The following is a 15,119-nucleotide window of genomic DNA, read 5'->3' as shown; positions in this document are numbered from 1 at the left end:
CCTCCGGATCCGATCAGCGCACGCCGGCGCTTTCTGCGGCGAGCCGCACAGCCCCAAAAACCGGCGGACGATCCAGGAGCATCGTCCGGACCCCGAGCTGCTCTTCGGCGGCCCGACGCAGCCGACCGGCGTATTCCGGCTGGTTCCCGACCACACCACCGCCGAAGACGACGGTCGCCTCGGCGTCGCCGTCTAGCGCGTGCGCGACGAGACCGATCGTGTGAGCGATGCCGCGTTCCACGGCGCTCGCCGCCGCGGACTCGCCGCGGTTCTGGGCGGAGAAGACCTCGTCCGCCCACCGGGCCCAGGCCGAGGCCGGCTCGCGGTGCATGACGTCCACCAGCTCACGGAGGTTCGCCGCGCCGGAACGGGCGAGGAGCGCCGAGCGGAGCGGATCGGACGCGCGGTCGTCGGCGTCCTCGGCGTCGGTCAGCGCGGTGACGGCGTTGCGCACGATGCCCCACGCCGATCCGTCGTCTCCGACGAGCCACCCCCAGCCGCCGAGATAGCGCGCCCCCGAACGACCGCGACGGACGACGATCGAACCCGTCCCGAGGACGACGTTGATCGCGTCGGGGTGCCCGACGGCGCGGCCGAACAGCTCCGCGTCGTTGACGACCGTGACCGCCGCCGGGACCAGCGCACGGATCCGAGCGGCGAGGTCTTCGCACTCGGCGTCGGAGTCGCAGCCGTGCGCGCCGACGCCGATCGCATCCGGCATCGGCAGCCGAGGATGGTCCGCGATCGCCGCGATCATCCGCGCGCGATCATCGAATCCGGCGCCGCTCCAGTCCCACCCCTCGATCGCACGGTCCTCGAGCACCTCTCCGGCCATGTGCTCGCGACGAAGGTGCACCTTCGTCCCCCCGGCATCGACTCCGAGCACGGTCGGCGCGGTCACACACGGACCGCATTCTCGTAGAACCGGAGGGCGAGCTCCAGGGTCTCGCGGGCGGCGTGCACATCGGCCGGCGCGGGGACGCCGTCGACGACGGCGGCCAGCAGGACGTCCAGCGTGTCGAAGCCGTCGTCCGGCATCGTCTCCGTGTCCCAGGTCCGGTCGCCGCGGGAGACCGAGATCGTCCCGGTGCGGCTGTCGACATGGACCGAACCGCGGGTTCCGACGAGATGCATCGTCGTCTGCGAATCGCCGGAGGAGGCGATCCACGTGTCCTCGACGGTCACCACGGCCCCGGACTCCAGCGTGTAGACGGCATGGCCGTAGTCCTCGACGTCGAGGTCGGGGTGACGCAGGTTCCCGATCGTGCCGGAGACCGCACGAACCGGACTGTCGAACAACCACCGCATCCGATCGATCTGGTACACGGCGTGGTCGATCCAGCCGCCGCCCGGCGCGCGACCCGGGTCGGTCCACCAGCTCGGGCCGACCTGCCCCGGCCACGGCGCGGGGACGCCGCTGTGCATCGAGAAGGTGCCGGCGCGCAGGTCGCCCACCGGTCCGTCGCCGACGAGCGAACGCAGGCGGAGGGCGAGGGCGGACGTCCGGCGCGCTTCGCTCGGCACGAAGACCACGCCGGCCTCCTCGACGGCGGCCACGACCGTGTCGGCGGTCGTGAGGTCCATCGCGAGCGGCTTCACCGCGACGATGTGCTTGCCCGCTCCGGCCGCGGCGATGCACAGCGCTGGGCTGCGGTCGACGCTGCTGAAGCAGGCGACCGCGTCGACGTCGCGTCGGATCGCCGCAGCCGCCGGATCCGTCGAGGCCTCGACGGCGAGCTCGGCGGCGATCTCCGACGCCCGCACCTGGTCCGGATCGGCGATGACGACGAGCTCCGCTTCCGGATGGGCCTGCACCGCTCGGGCGAAGGGAAGGGCGGCGTACCAGTGGTCGAGGCCGAGGACGGCGATGCGCACGGTCATGCCCGGGCCTCCGTTCCGAAGGTGGTGGTCAGGTCGACGACACGGCCCTCGCGCGCGGAGACCTCGACGGCGATCATGATCTCGAGGGCGTGCCGGGCGTGCTCCGCGCTCAGGACGGGGCGCGCGCCGTCGCGCACGCAGTCCGCGAGATGGCCGATCATGAGCGCGCGACCGTACGTGTCCCGGCGGGTGCTCCGCGCGAGCGGCTCGTCCCCGCGGACCCAGTCGTCGACGCCGGGGGACAGGTCGGTGCGATAGACCTCGAGGTCGTCGTGCCCGGGCTGGAGGATGTTCACCACGCCGCGCCGGCCGAAGATCTCGATCTTGGGTCCGGTGGAGACGTGGACGTTGTAGGTTCCGTCGATCACGGCGAACGTCGATCCGCCGAAGTCGAGCATGAAGAGGTTGTTGTCGGCGACCTCGACCTCGACCTCCAATCCGGCGAACGGACCGTCGCCGCGCACCGTCCGTGTCGGATCTGTGATGCCGGAGAAGGCCGAGACCCGCAGGGCGGGACCCAGGATCCCGGTGATCTCATGGATGCCGTACACGCCCATGTCCAGGAGCGGACCGGAGCCCTGCCGGTAGAACCAGCTGGGGTCGCTCTCCCAGCCGCGCGGGCCGCCTCCGGGGCCGGCGTGGCTGGAGTGCACGCGCGCGAACGCCACCCGTCCGATCTCACCGGCTCGGACCAGCTCCGCCGCGCGCTCGTACGGCTCGTAGAGCATGTCGGGCGGGGCGCACACGATGAGCAGTCCCTTCTCCTCCGCGATCCGGATCAGCTCGTCCGCCTCCGCGACGGTCGACGCGATCGGCTTCTCGGTCGCCAGGTGCAGGCCCGCGTCCAGAATGGCGCGGGAGGTCTCGAAATGGAACGGGATCGGTGTGAGGTTGGCGACGGCGTCGATGCCGCCGGCCGCGATCATCTCGTCGAGACCGCCGAAGGCGTGGGGGATCCCGAAGCGCGCGGCGACCTCCTCGGCACGGGCGCGGTCGACGTCGGCCACGGCCTCGACTGCGATCCGCCCGGCGTACTGGTGCATGTTGGGCAGCACGCCGTAGGGCGCGACCGCGATGCCGCCGGTGCCGAGGACGCCGAGGCGCAGCGGGCGGGGGGAATCGGACATGTCGACCTCACCTTCGATGGTTACAGTCAGGAATCCTGCCAGATCTCTGGAGGGAGATCAACGCGACACTTTCCTTCATTTCTCTGAGCAATTGGCGCCATCTTGAAGTGAGGGTTGCCAACTGTCAGGAAACATTGCAATACTGCTTGCGAGCCGATCCCGAGAGTCGAGGCAGACATGGCAGTCAAGCGCACACCGTCCTGGCTGGGCGATGAGAACGCCGCGCACGCGCTGGCCAGCATGATCGACGGCGGTCCCCTCAGCCGGAACGGGATCGCTGCCCGGATCAACCTGTCCAAGCAGACCGCGGCGCAGATCGTGGCCCGTCTGGAGGAGCGCGGACTCATCATCGCGGCCGGTGAGGAGGCTGCGACCCGGGGTCCTGCCGCGACCGTCTACGGTGTCCGGGAAGACGTCGTCTTCGGCGTCGGGGTGAACGTGGACCAGCACGGCGTGCAGTCGAGCGTGGTGGACGTGACGGGGCGCGCTCACGTCGTGGCCCGTCAGTCGGCCGAGGGCATCGGAACGGACCGCAGTGCGGCGAAGGACGTGGCGCACGCCGTGCTGAGCGCCTGCCGCAGCGCAGGCGTCGACCTGGCGCGCGTCGGCCACGTCTGCATCGGGGTCCCCAGCAGCGTGGACACCCGCACCGATGAGCTCAGCTCCGTGGAGGGCCTGCCCGGTTGGTCCCGGCAGCACGTGCGTCGACAGATCGAGGAGGCGCTGGGATGCAGCGTGCGCATCGACAACGACGTGAACCTGGCGGCGGTGGCGGAACGCAGCTCCGGGGCGTATGACGACGGCGACATCACCGCACTGATCTGGATCGGCCACGGCATCGGACTGGCGTTGGACATCGCCGGAAAGGTCGTCCACGGCAGCTCCGGGGGCGCGGGCGAGATCGGGCATCTACCGGTCTCCCGCACCGTCGTACCCGGCGTGACCGAGAACCTCGACATCGAGGACACCGTCGGCGCCGGAGCGCTGGAGGCCCTGGCGCGGAGCGTGGGGGAGGACGGCGTGACCTTCGAGGGGATCCTTGCCGGGGAGGATCTTCCTCGTCGCGTGTCCGAGGCGCTCGCCCCGAGGCTCGCGCACGCGGTCATCCCCGTCCTCGGTGTGATCGACCCCGACCACGTGGTGTTCGGGGGGCCGGTCGGACGCGCGGGAGGAGCGGCCCTCGCTGAGCTCACCCGGGTCGCGATCCGCGATCACACCCGGTGGGATCCGCCGATCGAGGTCGCCCGAGTGGGGGCGGACCCGGTCCTGAGCGGAGCCCTGGAACTGCTGCGTCGAGACCTACGCGAGGACGTGCTCGCGCGGGCGCGCAGATCCGAGGCCGAAGACGAGGAGGTGCGGATCGAGCGGAGTCTCCGCGCGATCCGCTGATCCTCCGGAGTCGTATCCGGAAAGACCGCGCCGGTGCTTGGGGCACCGGCGCGGCAACAGCAATGCACTCGCGAAAGGAATGCAATGAAGCAGTTCACACGATACATCGCCGCGGTCGCCGCGACGTCGGCGACCGTGGCCGTGCTCGCCGGTTGCGCCGGTGGCGGATCCGCCGCCGTCGCCGACAAGGCTCCGTCCGCGGACGAGCTGACGGGGGAGATCTCGCTCTGGCACCATTACTCGGCGCGCGAGGCGGAGGTCATCCAGTCGCTCGTGGATGACTTCCAGGCGGAGCATCCTGGCGTGAAGGTCACCGTCAGCGACCAGCAGGAGGACACGAAGATCGCCCAGGTGGCCGCCACCAGTTCCAAGGTCGACGTGATGATCACGAACGTCAACAACACCCTTGGAACGCTGTGCAAGTCGATGGTCGACCTGCAGCCGTACATGGATCGCGACGGCGTCTCCGCCGCCGACTTCCAGGACGTGTTCGCGGGACTCACCGAGTATGAGGGCAGGCGCTGCAGCCTCCCGACCACCTCGGATGTCTTCGGGCTGTACTACAACACCGAGATGCTCGCCGCCGCCGGATTCAGCGAACCTCCTCGGACCCTCCAGGAGCTCGAGGAGATGGCGCTCGCGCTCACGGAGTACAACGCCGACGGGTCGATCAAGACCCTGGGATTCAATCCCCTCATCGGGTTCGGCCAGCTCCGCCCGACCACGCTCGGCCAGGCGGCGGGCGGCGCATGGATGGAGGACGGCAAGTCCGCGCTGCACACGGATCCGGCCTGGACCGACCTCATCACCTGGCAGAAGGCGTTCGTCGACCAGATCGGCTACGACAAGCTGAAGACCTTCAGCGCGGCCACCGGCGACCAGTTCTCCGCCGACAACCCGTTCCAGACGGGGAAGATCGCGATGGCCGTCGACGGCGAATGGCGCGTCGCGTTCATCGAGGATCAGGCGAAGGACCTGCCGTATGCCACGGCCCCGATGCCGGTGCTTGACGGCAGCGGTCAGGAGTATGGCGGCGGCTACGCATCGGGCGCGAACATCGGCATCAGCAGCAAGTCGAAGAACCAGGAGGCGGCCTGGGCGCTGGTCAAGTACCTCTCCAGCGATACGGACGCCGCGGTGAAGTATGCCAACGGGTTCAAGAACATCCCGACGTTGAAGGCCGCGGCCGACTCCGCCGACCTCGAGGTGCCCGAGACCTACCGCACCTTCGTCGAGGCGTCCGCGCACCCCGCGACGGCGAGCTCGCCGGTCACCGCGATCGGCGCGACGCTGACGCAGGGGGTCGACAGCTTCTGGACTGGATATCAGTCCGGCGCGGCGTCCGAGAAGGGGCTCGCAGAGGGCCTGGGCCAGGTCGATCGCGACATCGACAACGCTCTGAGCCTGCGCGGGGCGAAGTAGCGCGATGACGGCGACACTCGTTTCCTCCCCGGCGGCCCGGCTCTCGGGCCGGGCCGCCGGGGACGCCCCTCGCGGCCGGCGCCGACCGCGCTGGGCGATGTGGACGATGCTCGGGCTCGGGCTGATCGGCCTGCTGGTCTTCTTCGTGTACCCGCTGGCCGCGAACGTCTTCTACTCCTTCACCAGCTACGACCTCGTCAGCGAGCCGATCTGGATCGGCCTGCGCAACTACGAGTACATGTTCAGTCAGGACAGCCGGGTGGGCACCGCGGCGCTCAACACTCTGTGGTTCGTCGTGTTCCTCGTCCCGGTGCGGATCCTCTGCGCACTCGGCATCGCGCTGCTGCTGACCCGTCGCAAGCGCGCGAGCGGCGTGTGGCGCACGCTGTTCTACGTCCCTGCGCTCGTGCCGCCGGTGGCGAGCGTCGTCGCCTTCGTCTTCCTCTTCAATCCGGGGTCGGGGCCGGTCAACACGATCCTGCGCGCCCTGGGGATCCAGGGACCGCTCTGGTTCAATGACCCGGCCTTGTCCAAGCCCTCGCTGCTGCTGCTGGGCATCTGGATGATGGGCGACATCATGGTGATCCTGCTCGCCGCCCTGCTGGACGTGCCCCGCGATCAGTACGAGGCTGCGTCCCTCGACGGGGCGAACGGCTGGCAGCGGTTCCGCTTCGTGACGCTGCCGAACATCTCGCCGGTTCTGCTCTTCGCCCTCGTGACAGGCATCATCGGCTCGCTGCAGTACTTCACCGAGGCGGCGGTCGCGTCGAGCGTCGCCAACGGCTCCACGGGGATCGGGTCCGGCACGGAGGCCCTGATCGGCTACCCGAACGACTCTCTGCTGACCTTCACGCAGTGGATGTATCTGCAGGGCTTCTCCAGTTTCCAGCTGGGCTACTCCGCGGCCCTGGCCGTGATCCTGTTCATCGTCGCCGCCGCCGTCATGGCGCTGCTGCTGCGTCGCCTCGGCGCATTCGCGGGGAAGGGGCCGCGCTGATGGCCCGTCGGATCCTGTTCTGGATCGGCGAGCACGCCCTGCTCGTCGCGCTCGCCGTGATGTTCCTGCTGCCGATCGGCTTCGTCCTGCTCACCTCGTTCATGGGGTCCCACCAGACCCTGACCGGCGCGGTGTGGCCGGACCCGTGGGCGTGGGAGAACTACGCGGGCGCGTTCACGGCCGCGCCGCTGCTCGTGTGGTTCGGGAACTCGCTGCTGTATGCGACCCTGGCGACGCTGTTCATGCTCGTCTCGTCGGTGCCCATGGCGTTCGTCCTGGCGAAGTACCGGTTCCGCGGCGACAACATCGTGTTCTTCCTCGTCATCGTGGCGATGCTGCTGCCGCCGCAGGTCACACAGGTTCCGCTGTACGTGATGTGGTCCTCACTCGGGCTGACCGGGACCCTGTGGCCGCTGATCCTCCCGCACCTGTTCGGCAGCGCCTTCTCGATCTTCCTGCTGCGGCAGTTCTTCCTGGCGATGCCCGCGGAGTACGTCGACGCCGCCCGCATGGACGGCAACGGAGACTGGGGGATCCTGCTGCGCGTCATCGTGCCGATGGCCAAGCCCGGGATCGCCGCCGCATCGATCTTCACGTTCTTCGCCTGCTGGAACGACTACTACGGACCGCTGCTGTACGCCTCGGAGTACTCCGAGAACTGGACGGTGTCGTTCGGTCTGGCGAGCTTCCACGGGTCCCATTCCACGGACTGGGGCATCACCATGGCCGTCACGATGCTGGCGACGATCCCCGTCGTCATCGTCTTCTTCTTCGCTCAGAAGACGTTCGTCGAGGGCATCACCCTCACCGGCGTCAAGGGCTGATCCCCCGTCCCCTCCCTCTGAAAAGGAGCCTCATGTCCGACACCTCCCGCACCCCGAACCTCGGCATCGGCATCGTCGGCGCCGGGTTCATCGCCCGCTTCCATGTCCGCTCGTGGCAGGCGGTTCGCGGGTCCGACATCGTCGCCGTCTCCTCGCGCACGAAGAGCAAGGCCGAGGACCTCGCGCGCTTCGCCGAGTCCCTCGGCGTCGGCGAGGGCGTTCGCGCCTACGACGACGTGGCCGCCCTCGTCCAGGATCCTCGCGTCGACGCCATCTGGGTGCTCACGCCGAACGAGACCCGGGTCGAGGTGGTCGAGGCCATCTGCGCCGAGATCGTCAGCGGCCGGGGGAGTCTGAAGGGCATCGCCGTCGAGAAGCCGCTCGGACGCAACCTCCGGGAGGCGAAGGCGGTGCTGGCCGCGGTCGAGCGGGCCGGGATCCTGCACGGCTATCTGGAGAACCAGGTGTACGCGCCGCGGCTCACCCGGACCCGGGACCTCGTCTGGGCCCGCGGTGCGGGGCCGGCTGGATCGCCCTACCTCGCCCGGTGCCTCGAGGAGCACTCCGGTCCGCACTCCCAGTGGTTCTGGGACAGCGAGCTGCAGGGCGGCGGGGTGCTGAACGACCTGATGTGCCACTCCGTCGAGGCCGGGCGATTCCTGCTCACTCCGCCCGGGGTCGATCCCGATGAGTGGCTCGAGCCCGTGTCGGTCACCGCCACGATCGCGTCGCTGCGCTGGGGGCGCGACCACTACGCGCGTCAGCTCGAGGAGCGCTTCCCGGGTGTGCAGGACTATCGGGACACCCCGTCGGAGGACTACGCGAACGCGACCTTCGTCTTTCGCAACGGAGACGGAGAACCGGTGATCGTCGAGGCGACGACCTCCTGGGGTTACGTCGGCGCAGGGATGCGGCTGTCCTTCGAGTTGCTCGGCCCCGAGTACTCGATGTCGGCGAACTCGCTGACCGGCGACGGTCAGATGTTCCTGTCCCGGGACATCGCTCAGGAGGCGGGCGAGGACATGATCGAGAAGCAGAACGCCGAGCAGGGTCTCATGCCGGTGATCGCCGATGAGCCGGCGTCGTACGGCTACGTCGCGGAGAACACGCACCTCGTGCGCGCCTTCGCGCGCGGCGAGCAGACGGTGGAGTCTCTGCGCAGCGGCGTCGCCGTCACGGAGCTGCTGATGGCCGCCTATTACGCGGCGGAGACGAGCACCGTCGTACGCTTCCCCGTGGAGCTCGACGACTACGTACCCGCCGTCGCCCGTCGGGAATGGCGTCCGCGCGCCGCGCAGCACGAGGGCGGGCCGCGATGATCGGTTTCGAGGAGGGACGCACGCGTCAGTTCGACGGACTCGATCTCGTGATCGCCCGCTCGGCCGCGGCCGAGGTGCCGTCGGTGGGTGCGGGATCCGCGGTGCTGCTCGCGGGGATCGGCGCGAGCCATGCAGCCCTCGCGACCCCGCTGCAGGTGCTGCGCTCGTCGGGGCTGACGGCGATGCGCAGCGACTGCTCCGACCTTCGGCGTGTGCCCGAGCGTGGTCCGGATGCGGTGGTGGCGGTGTCGCAGAGCGGGCGGAGCGTCGAGACCGCAGATCTCGCCACCCGGTTCGTGGCCGCGGGCATTCCGGTCCTCGCGGTCACGAACGCCGAGGAGAGCCCGCTGACCCACATCGCTCCGCATCGACTGACCCTCGGCGGTGGGGAGGACAGCCGGGTCTCCACCGTGGGGTTCGTGACGACGTTCGTGGCCCTGTCCCTGCTCGCGGAGAAGTGGGCGGGGGTCGTGCCGGAGATCTCCTGGCGCCGTATGCCGGAGATCGCGGCGGCGGCGTCCGCGCAGGCGCGTCCGGTCCTGCAGGCCTTCGCGGCGCGGCACCTGGCCGCAGGGTCCGCGGATGTCACGGCGTCTGCGGAGGACATGACCGCGGCCGAGGCGTTCGCGCTGCTGCTGCGTGAAGGCCCGCTGGTGCCGAGCACAGCGTTCGGTACGAGGGCGTACCTCCACGGACCGATGGACATCGCCGGCGGGGCGGTGTCGCATGTCCTGCTGGGCGACGAGCGGGAGGCTCAGCTCGCCGTTCAGTTGCGCGAGCGGACCGAGGCCACGCTGCTGTTGACCACGCGGACGTCTGTGGATGCGGAGGCCGGTCCCGCCGTCCGGGTCCCCGGCGGCCTGACACCATGCCAGCGCGCGCTCGTGGAGGTGTGCGTCCTCCAGGAGCTGCTGTCCCTGACGGCGTCGGCGCGTGGAACGTCCGTCGACGCGTCCGTCTTCGTCCGGCAGGACACCAAGCTCGTCGTCTGACGGGCGGTCGGACCGTACTCCCTGGGGAGTACGGTCCCCGGCTCCCGCGGAGGGATCCGCACGCGAGGACGCGGGAATAGCATCGGAGGATGTCGGATCCGCAGCGTCACCGCGTCGACGCGGGGGAGCCGTGGGGACCGCCGTGGAACCGGTCGCCCCGGTTCCGCCTGATCGCGCCGGTGGTGCTGAGCCTGTTCGTGCAGCTGCCCGCCGCGATCTGGACGACGGCGCGACTGGGCGTGACGGATCCCCTCTGGCCGTCCGTCCTGCACGTCGTGCTGGCGGTCGCCGGACCGCTGACGCTGCTCGCCGCGCGGCGGCTGCCCGGGCCGGTCGTGGCCGTCGTCGCCGGGCTCGCTCTCGCGGACGTCCTGACGACCCCGGTCCCCGGCCCGCCGTACCTCGCGCTCGGGTTCGCGGTGGTGGGCGCGGTCGCCCGCGGGGCCGTCGTCTGGGCGGCCGTGTCCGTGGGCGTCGGGTGGGCGTCCGCGATCCTCGCCGGGCTCGCCATCGGCCGCACCTGGTTCCCGGGCGTCATCGTCGCGGCGACCGTGGCGCTCGGGCTGTGCTTCGGGATCGGCGCCTTCCTGCGCACGCGCGGCGAACGCCGGGCCGCGATGAGGGCCGAGGCCGTGCGGCGGCAGCAGAGCGCCGAGGAGCGGGAGCGGGTCCGGATCGCGCGGGAGCTCCACGACGTCCTCGGCCACGCGCTGTCGCAGATGAACGTGCAGGCGGGGGTGGGCCTGCACCTGTTCGACACCGATCCGGAGCAGGCGCGCAGCGCCCTGGCGAACGTCAAGGAGACGTCGAAGCTCGCGCTCGAAGAGGTGCGCGGCGTGCTGGGCGTCCTGCGCGACGGTGACGCTCCGTTGGTCCCGCAGGCCGAGCTCGCGGAGATCGCGCGTCTCGTCTCCGGGCTGACGGCACCGGAGGTCGACATCGTGCTGGACGACCGGTTGGCCGGCCGAGCGCCGAGCCGGGCGACCCAGTTCGCGGGCTTTCGGATCGCGCAGGAGGCACTGACGAACGCCGTCCGGCACGCCGGCGCGTCCCGCATCCGGGTGACACTGGAGCGGCGCGAGGACCCGGATCCGGTCCTGGTCGTGACCGTCGCGGACGACGGGCGCGGATTCGGCGGGGCCGAGCCGCGGGTCGCCGGGCACGGGGGCGTGCTCGGGATGCGGGAGCGGGCGGCGCTGCTGGGCGGGCGCATCGCGTTCGCCGATGCACCCGGCGGCGGGGCCGTCGTGACGGCGACGCTGCCGTGGGGGAGGGCGACGTGAGGAGGGGATCGTGATCCGGGTGGCGCTCGCCGACGATCAGCTGCTGGTCCGCGCGGGGTTCCGGGCGCTGCTCGACGCGGAGGACGGCATCGAGGTCGTCGCGGAGGCGGCCGGCGGGCGCGAGTTGTTGGCCGCGATCCGCGACGTCCCTGTCGACGTGGTGCTCATGGACATCCGGATGCCGGAGGGGGACGGGCTCTGGGCCACCGAGGAGATCGCCGCGGACCCGCGCCTGTCCGGGGTCCACGTCGTGATCGTGACGACCTTCGAGCTCGACGAATACGTGGCGCGGGCCGTCCGTGCCGGGGCGGCGGGGTTCCTGGTGAAGGACACCGAGCCGGCCGACCTCGTGCGCGCGGTGCGCGCGGTCGCCGACGGCGATGCCCTGCTGTCCCCCGGCGTCACCCGGAAGCTGCTCGACCGCCTCGCCGTCGGGCTCCGCGAGGCGCCGGACACCGCCGCGCTGGCGGGGATCACCGAGCGGGAGCGGGAGGTGCTGCGGCTGGTCGGGATGGGACTGACGAACGACGAGATCGCGGCGCGGCTCTTTCTCAGCCCCCTGACCGCGAAGACCCACGTCTCCCGGATCATGTCGAAGCTGCATGCGCGGGACCGGGTCCACCTCGTGGTGACCGCCTACGAGACGGGCCTGGTCGCTCCGGGCTGGCAGTAGGCGCCCCGTCGTACTCCCGGAGGAGCAGCGAGGATCGCTCCCCCGGCCGGATTCGGATCACGTCCTCGGTCGCGAGTCTGGACCCATCGGCCGAGACGCGGCCGATCGGATCGAAGGATGGGCATCATGCTCGCAACACCCGCGGTCGTCGCCGCACACGCCGGAACCTGGGGCGTCGCCCCGTTCTGGCCGTTCTTTCTCATCGGCCCGGTGATGTTCCTCATCATCGTCGGGCTCCTCATCACGCTGATCGTCCGTCGCCGGAGGTTCGGCGGGCCCTGGGGCCCCGGTCCCTGGGCGACGCCGGACGGCGGGCGTGCGCCCTGGGCCGCGCCGGGTCGCACGGCGGAGCAGATCCTCGCCGATCGCTTCGCGAAGGGCGAGGTCGACGAGACGGAGTACCGCGCGCGCCTGGAGGTGCTGCGCGCCCACAGGCCCGAGTGAGGACGGGCGGCCGAGTCGGCCGGGCGGCTCCCGCCCGGCCGACTCAGACCGAGACGGGGGCGGCCTGGAGCGCGTGGACGACCGGGGCGAGCTCGGGCTGCTCGATCGCGTCGCCGAGGACGCGCTCGAGCGCCTCGTCGTGGATCGGGTGTGCCCGGTCGTAGAGCGCTCGTCCTGCCGGGGTGAGCTCCGTGTAGATCCCGCGGCGGTCGTCCGCGCAGAGGATGCGGGTGAGGAGCCCGCGATCCTCGAGCCGGGTGACGAGGCGGGTGGTCGCGCTCGGGCTCAGCGCGGCGGCCCGGGCGAGCTGCTGCATGCGCATGTGCCAGCCGTCCTGGCGGCTGAGCGCGTCGAGCACGGTGTACTCGACGACCGAGAGGGAGACGGCGGACAGCGCGCGCTCCAGCTCGGCGTCGATGAGGTTGTGGAGCGCGGCGAGGGTGCGCCAGCCCCGGGCGCGGATCTCGACCGCGTCGTCTGCGATGCCCATGGCTCCTCCTGTGCTCCTCGGCGTGGCCGCCCGCGGGATCCGTCGAAGTCGTTGCTTGCGCCGATTAATTGCGTGTGCAATCATTGCTTCTCGGACGCAATATCCCGCGTCTGCAACTACTTTAGCAGGGCCCCTCCGCAGGGTCCACAGGAGCGATCACATGCCACTCGGACTCGTCGCGCTCGCCATCGGAGCGTTCGGCATCGGACTCACGGAGTTCGTCATCATGGGGCTGCTGCCCGACGTCGCCCGCGACTTCGCGGTCAGCGAGGCGACGGCGGGCTGGCTCATCTCGGGATACGCGCTGAGCGTCGTGGTCGGTGCGCTGGGACTCACCGCCGCCACGACGCGGCTGCCGCGCAAGCCCGTCCTCCTGGGGCTCGTCGTGCTGTTCATCGTCGGCAACGCGCTCACCGCCGTCGCCCCGGACTACGGTCTGGCGATGGCGGGGCGCATCATCGCGGCCCTCTGCCACGGGGCCTTCTTCGGGATCGGCGCGGTCGTCGCGGCCGAGCTCGTCGAGCCGGCCAGGAAGGGGCGCGCGATCGCCCTCATGTTCACCGGGCTGACCGCCGCCAACGTCCTGGGCGTGCCGTTCGGCACGTTCCTCGGCCAGCAGCTCGGGTGGCGCTCCACGTTCTGGGCTATCGTCGCCATCGGCGTCGTCGCGTTCCTCGGCATCGCGCTGCTCGTGCCGGCGCCGCGCGAGCCGGCCGCGCCCGTGAGCCTGCGCGGCGAGCTGAGGGCCTTCCGGTCGGCGCAGGTCTGGCTGTCGCTCGGGGTGACCGTCCTCGCCTACGGCGGCATGTTCGGCGCCTTCACGTACATCGCGTACACGCTGACCGAGGTCTCCGGGTTCGCGAGCAGCGCCGTCCCGTGGCTGCTCGTGCTGTTCGGGCTCGGCCTGGTCGTGGGCAACGCCGTGGGCGGACGCCTCGCCGACCGGTCGATCGACGGCACGCTCCTGGCGTTCATCGCGCTCCTCGTGGTCGTCCTCGCGGCGTTCGGCGCGCTCGCCGGCTCGCAGCCGGCGACCATCGTGATCCTCGTGCTCATGGGCGGGTTCGGCTTCGGCACCGTCCCCGGTCTGCAGAGCCGGATCATGACCTACGCCGGCGGCGCGCCCACGCTCGCCTCCGGGGCGAACATCGGCGCCTTCAACGTCGGGAACGCCCTCGGCGCCTGGGCCGGCGGCGTCGGCATCGCGGCCGGTCTCGGCTACACCTCCCCGATCTGGATCGGCGCCGCCATCACGGCGTCCTCGCTGGTCCTGATGGCGATCGCCGCCGTCCTGGCGCGACGCGTCGTCGCCCCTGCCGCCACCGGTCCGCTCCCCGCGGCCGCGCACTGATCCTCCCGTCCCCGAACTCTCACAAGGAGACCGTCATGACCACCCTCACCATCCCCACCGTCGCGCTGAACAACGGCGTCCCGATGCCGCAGCTCGGATTCGGCGTGTTCCAGGTGCCGGACGGCGAGACCGCCGCCGCGGTCGAGACCGCGCTCGCCGCCGGGTACCGCAGCATCGACACGGCCGCGGTCTACGGCAACGAGACCGGCGTGGGCCGCGCGCTCGCCGCGTCCGGGCTGCCGCGCGACGAGCTGTTCGTCACCTCCAAGGTGTGGATCAGCGACCACGGCTACGACGCGACGCTCCGCGCCTACGATGCGGCGCTCGATCGTCTCGGGCTGGACCGGCTCGACCTGTTCCTCATCCACTGGCCGGCCCCGGCGAGGGGGACCTACCCGGAGACGTGGCGGGCGCTGGAGCGGCTGTACGCGGACGGGCGGGTGCGCGCCATCGGCGTGTCGAACTTCGAGCCCGCGCACCTGGACCGGATCGCCGCGGAGGCGGGGATCGTGCCGGCCGTGAACCAGGTCGAACTGCACCCCGCGCTGCAGAACCGCGCCGTCGTCGCGGCGAACACGGCGCGCGGGATCGTGACGGAGGCGTGGAGCCCGCTGGCCCAGGGGGCGGTGCTCCGCGAGCGCGCGATCGTCGAGATCGCCGAACGCCACGGCAAGACGCCGGCGCAGGTGGTGCTGCGGTGGCACCTTCAGCAGGGTCGTGTGGTGATCCCGAAGTCGGTCACCCCCGTACGCATCGCGGAGAACCTCGACGTGTTCGACGGGGACCTGTCGGCCGAGGAGCTCGCGGCGATCGATGCCCTCGAACGCGACGGGCGCACGGGCCCGCACCCGGACCGCTTCGAGGGCTGAGCGGGCGCACCGCCGCGGTCGTCCGGTGCATACCGCCGCGGTCGTCCGGTATATCTCG

Annotated in this window: 15 protein-coding genes; 11 read left to right on the top strand and 4 right to left on the bottom strand. The window is 71.0% G+C overall.

What is annotated here, in order from left to right:
• Positions 1 to 13: 13 nt before the first annotated feature.
• Genes V6R91_RS31745 through V6R91_RS31735 form a run of 3 tightly spaced genes read right to left on the bottom strand, consistent with a single transcriptional unit; the run spans position 14 to position 3,008 of the window.
• Positions 14 to 901 carry a BadF/BadG/BcrA/BcrD ATPase family protein gene (locus tag V6R91_RS31745; RefSeq protein WP_336398676.1) on the bottom strand — a complete coding sequence of 296 codons (888 nt, stop codon included), beginning with the start codon at positions 899 to 901 and terminating at the stop codon, positions 14 to 16.
• Positions 898 to 1,881, bottom strand: a complete 984-nt coding sequence (locus V6R91_RS31740) for a Gfo/Idh/MocA family protein (protein WP_336398675.1) — start codon at positions 1,879 to 1,881, stop codon at positions 898 to 900. The genes V6R91_RS31745 and V6R91_RS31740 overlap by 4 nt, the downstream gene beginning before the upstream one ends.
• Positions 1,878 to 3,008 (bottom strand): Gfo/Idh/MocA family protein, encoded by a 1,131-nt coding sequence (locus tag V6R91_RS31735; RefSeq protein ID WP_336398674.1) that lies wholly within the window; start codon positions 3,006 to 3,008, stop codon positions 1,878 to 1,880. The genes V6R91_RS31740 and V6R91_RS31735 overlap by 4 nt, the downstream gene beginning before the upstream one ends.
• Positions 3,009 to 3,185: 177 nt before the next feature.
• Between V6R91_RS31735 and V6R91_RS31730 the strand changes: the two genes are divergently transcribed.
• From V6R91_RS31730 to V6R91_RS31690, 9 genes are all read left to right on the top strand, one after another.
• Positions 3,186 to 4,397 (top strand): ROK family transcriptional regulator, encoded by a 1,212-nt coding sequence (locus V6R91_RS31730; RefSeq protein ID WP_336398673.1) that lies wholly within the window; start codon positions 3,186 to 3,188, stop codon positions 4,395 to 4,397.
• An 84-nt stretch (positions 4,398 to 4,481) separates the two neighbouring features.
• Positions 4,482 to 5,819: an extracellular solute-binding protein gene (locus V6R91_RS31725; RefSeq protein WP_336398672.1), complete on the top strand. Its 1,338-nt coding sequence runs from the start codon at positions 4,482 to 4,484 to the stop codon at positions 5,817 to 5,819.
• Between the two features lie 4 nt (positions 5,820 to 5,823).
• The gene (locus tag V6R91_RS31720) at positions 5,824 to 6,816 is read left to right on the top strand and encodes a carbohydrate ABC transporter permease (RefSeq protein WP_336398671.1); all 993 of its coding nucleotides are present in this window, start codon (positions 5,824 to 5,826) and stop codon (positions 6,814 to 6,816) included.
• Positions 6,816 to 7,640, top strand: coding sequence for a carbohydrate ABC transporter permease (locus V6R91_RS31715; RefSeq protein ID WP_336398670.1), 825 nt, complete (start codon positions 6,816 to 6,818; stop codon positions 7,638 to 7,640). Before V6R91_RS31720 ends, V6R91_RS31715 begins: the two co-directional genes overlap by 1 nt.
• 32 nt (positions 7,641 to 7,672) lie before the next feature.
• Positions 7,673 to 8,959 carry a Gfo/Idh/MocA family protein gene (locus V6R91_RS31710; RefSeq protein ID WP_336398669.1) on the top strand — a complete coding sequence of 429 codons (1,287 nt, stop codon included), beginning with the start codon at positions 7,673 to 7,675 and terminating at the stop codon, positions 8,957 to 8,959.
• Positions 8,956 to 9,951 carry an SIS domain-containing protein gene (locus V6R91_RS31705; protein ID WP_336398668.1) on the top strand — a complete coding sequence of 332 codons (996 nt, stop codon included), beginning with the start codon at positions 8,956 to 8,958 and terminating at the stop codon, positions 9,949 to 9,951. The genes V6R91_RS31710 and V6R91_RS31705 overlap by 4 nt, the downstream gene beginning before the upstream one ends.
• An 89-nt stretch (positions 9,952 to 10,040) precedes the next feature.
• Positions 10,041 to 11,234: a histidine kinase gene (locus V6R91_RS31700; protein ID WP_271060714.1), complete on the top strand. Its 1,194-nt coding sequence runs from the start codon at positions 10,041 to 10,043 to the stop codon at positions 11,232 to 11,234.
• A 10-nt stretch (positions 11,235 to 11,244) separates the two neighbouring features.
• Positions 11,245 to 11,907, top strand: a complete 663-nt coding sequence (locus tag V6R91_RS31695) for a response regulator transcription factor (RefSeq protein WP_067244032.1) — start codon at positions 11,245 to 11,247, stop codon at positions 11,905 to 11,907.
• 126 nt (positions 11,908 to 12,033) lie between these two features.
• Positions 12,034 to 12,351 carry an SHOCT domain-containing protein gene (locus V6R91_RS31690; RefSeq protein WP_219086875.1) on the top strand — a complete coding sequence of 106 codons (318 nt, stop codon included), beginning with the start codon at positions 12,034 to 12,036 and terminating at the stop codon, positions 12,349 to 12,351.
• Positions 12,352 to 12,394: 43 nt separating this feature from the next.
• Here the strand turns inward: V6R91_RS31690 and V6R91_RS31685 are convergent, their stop codons facing one another.
• Positions 12,395 to 12,841 carry a MarR family winged helix-turn-helix transcriptional regulator gene (locus tag V6R91_RS31685; RefSeq protein WP_271060715.1) on the bottom strand — a complete coding sequence of 149 codons (447 nt, stop codon included), beginning with the start codon at positions 12,839 to 12,841 and terminating at the stop codon, positions 12,395 to 12,397.
• A 160-nt stretch (positions 12,842 to 13,001) separates the two neighbouring features.
• Here V6R91_RS31685 and V6R91_RS31680 point away from each other — a divergent pair, with 160 nt between their 5' ends.
• Together V6R91_RS31680 and V6R91_RS31675 are read left to right on the top strand one after the other, a co-directional pair.
• Entirely contained in the window at positions 13,002 to 14,192 is a 1,191-nt protein-coding gene (locus tag V6R91_RS31680; protein ID WP_336398667.1) for an MFS transporter, read from the top strand.
• A 35-nt stretch (positions 14,193 to 14,227) separates the two neighbouring features.
• Complete coding sequence (locus tag V6R91_RS31675; protein WP_336398666.1) at positions 14,228 to 15,061, top strand: aldo/keto reductase; 834 nt, start codon at positions 14,228 to 14,230, stop codon at positions 15,059 to 15,061.
• Positions 15,062 to 15,119 lie beyond the last annotated feature (58 nt).

Source organism: Microbacterium sp. CCNWLW41 (genome assembly GCF_037083505.1).
The sequence above is the reverse complement of the archived record's forward strand: the minus strand, read 5'-3'. Positions and strand labels throughout refer to the sequence as shown.

Bases quoted from the DNA above. Each gene is read 5' to 3' on its own strand.
- V6R91_RS31740 (WP_336398675.1), bottom strand. From the start codon at position 1,881: ATGACCGTGCGCATCGCCGTCCTCGGCCTCGACCACTGGTACGCCGCC.
- V6R91_RS31690 (WP_219086875.1), top strand. From the start codon at position 12,034: ATGCTCGCAACACCCGCGGTCGTCGCCGCACACGCCGGAACCTGGGGC.
- V6R91_RS31680 (WP_336398667.1), top strand. From the start codon at position 13,002: ATGCCACTCGGACTCGTCGCGCTCGCCATCGGAGCGTTCGGCATCGGA.
- V6R91_RS31730 (WP_336398673.1), top strand. From the start codon at position 3,186: ATGGCAGTCAAGCGCACACCGTCCTGGCTGGGCGATGAGAACGCCGCG.
- V6R91_RS31675 (WP_336398666.1), top strand. From the start codon at position 14,228: ATGACCACCCTCACCATCCCCACCGTCGCGCTGAACAACGGCGTCCCG.
- V6R91_RS31685 (WP_271060715.1), bottom strand. From the start codon at position 12,841: ATGGGCATCGCAGACGACGCGGTCGAGATCCGCGCCCGGGGCTGGCGC.
- V6R91_RS31710 (WP_336398669.1), top strand. From the start codon at position 7,673: ATGTCCGACACCTCCCGCACCCCGAACCTCGGCATCGGCATCGTCGGC.
- V6R91_RS31700 (WP_271060714.1), top strand. From the start codon at position 10,041: ATGTCGGATCCGCAGCGTCACCGCGTCGACGCGGGGGAGCCGTGGGGA.
- V6R91_RS31715 (WP_336398670.1), top strand. From the start codon at position 6,816: ATGGCCCGTCGGATCCTGTTCTGGATCGGCGAGCACGCCCTGCTCGTC.
- V6R91_RS31720 (WP_336398671.1), top strand. From the start codon at position 5,824: ATGACGGCGACACTCGTTTCCTCCCCGGCGGCCCGGCTCTCGGGCCGG.
- V6R91_RS31735 (WP_336398674.1), bottom strand. From the start codon at position 3,008: ATGTCCGATTCCCCCCGCCCGCTGCGCCTCGGCGTCCTCGGCACCGGC.
- V6R91_RS31725 (WP_336398672.1), top strand. From the start codon at position 4,482: ATGAAGCAGTTCACACGATACATCGCCGCGGTCGCCGCGACGTCGGCG.
- V6R91_RS31705 (WP_336398668.1), top strand. From the start codon at position 8,956: ATGATCGGTTTCGAGGAGGGACGCACGCGTCAGTTCGACGGACTCGAT.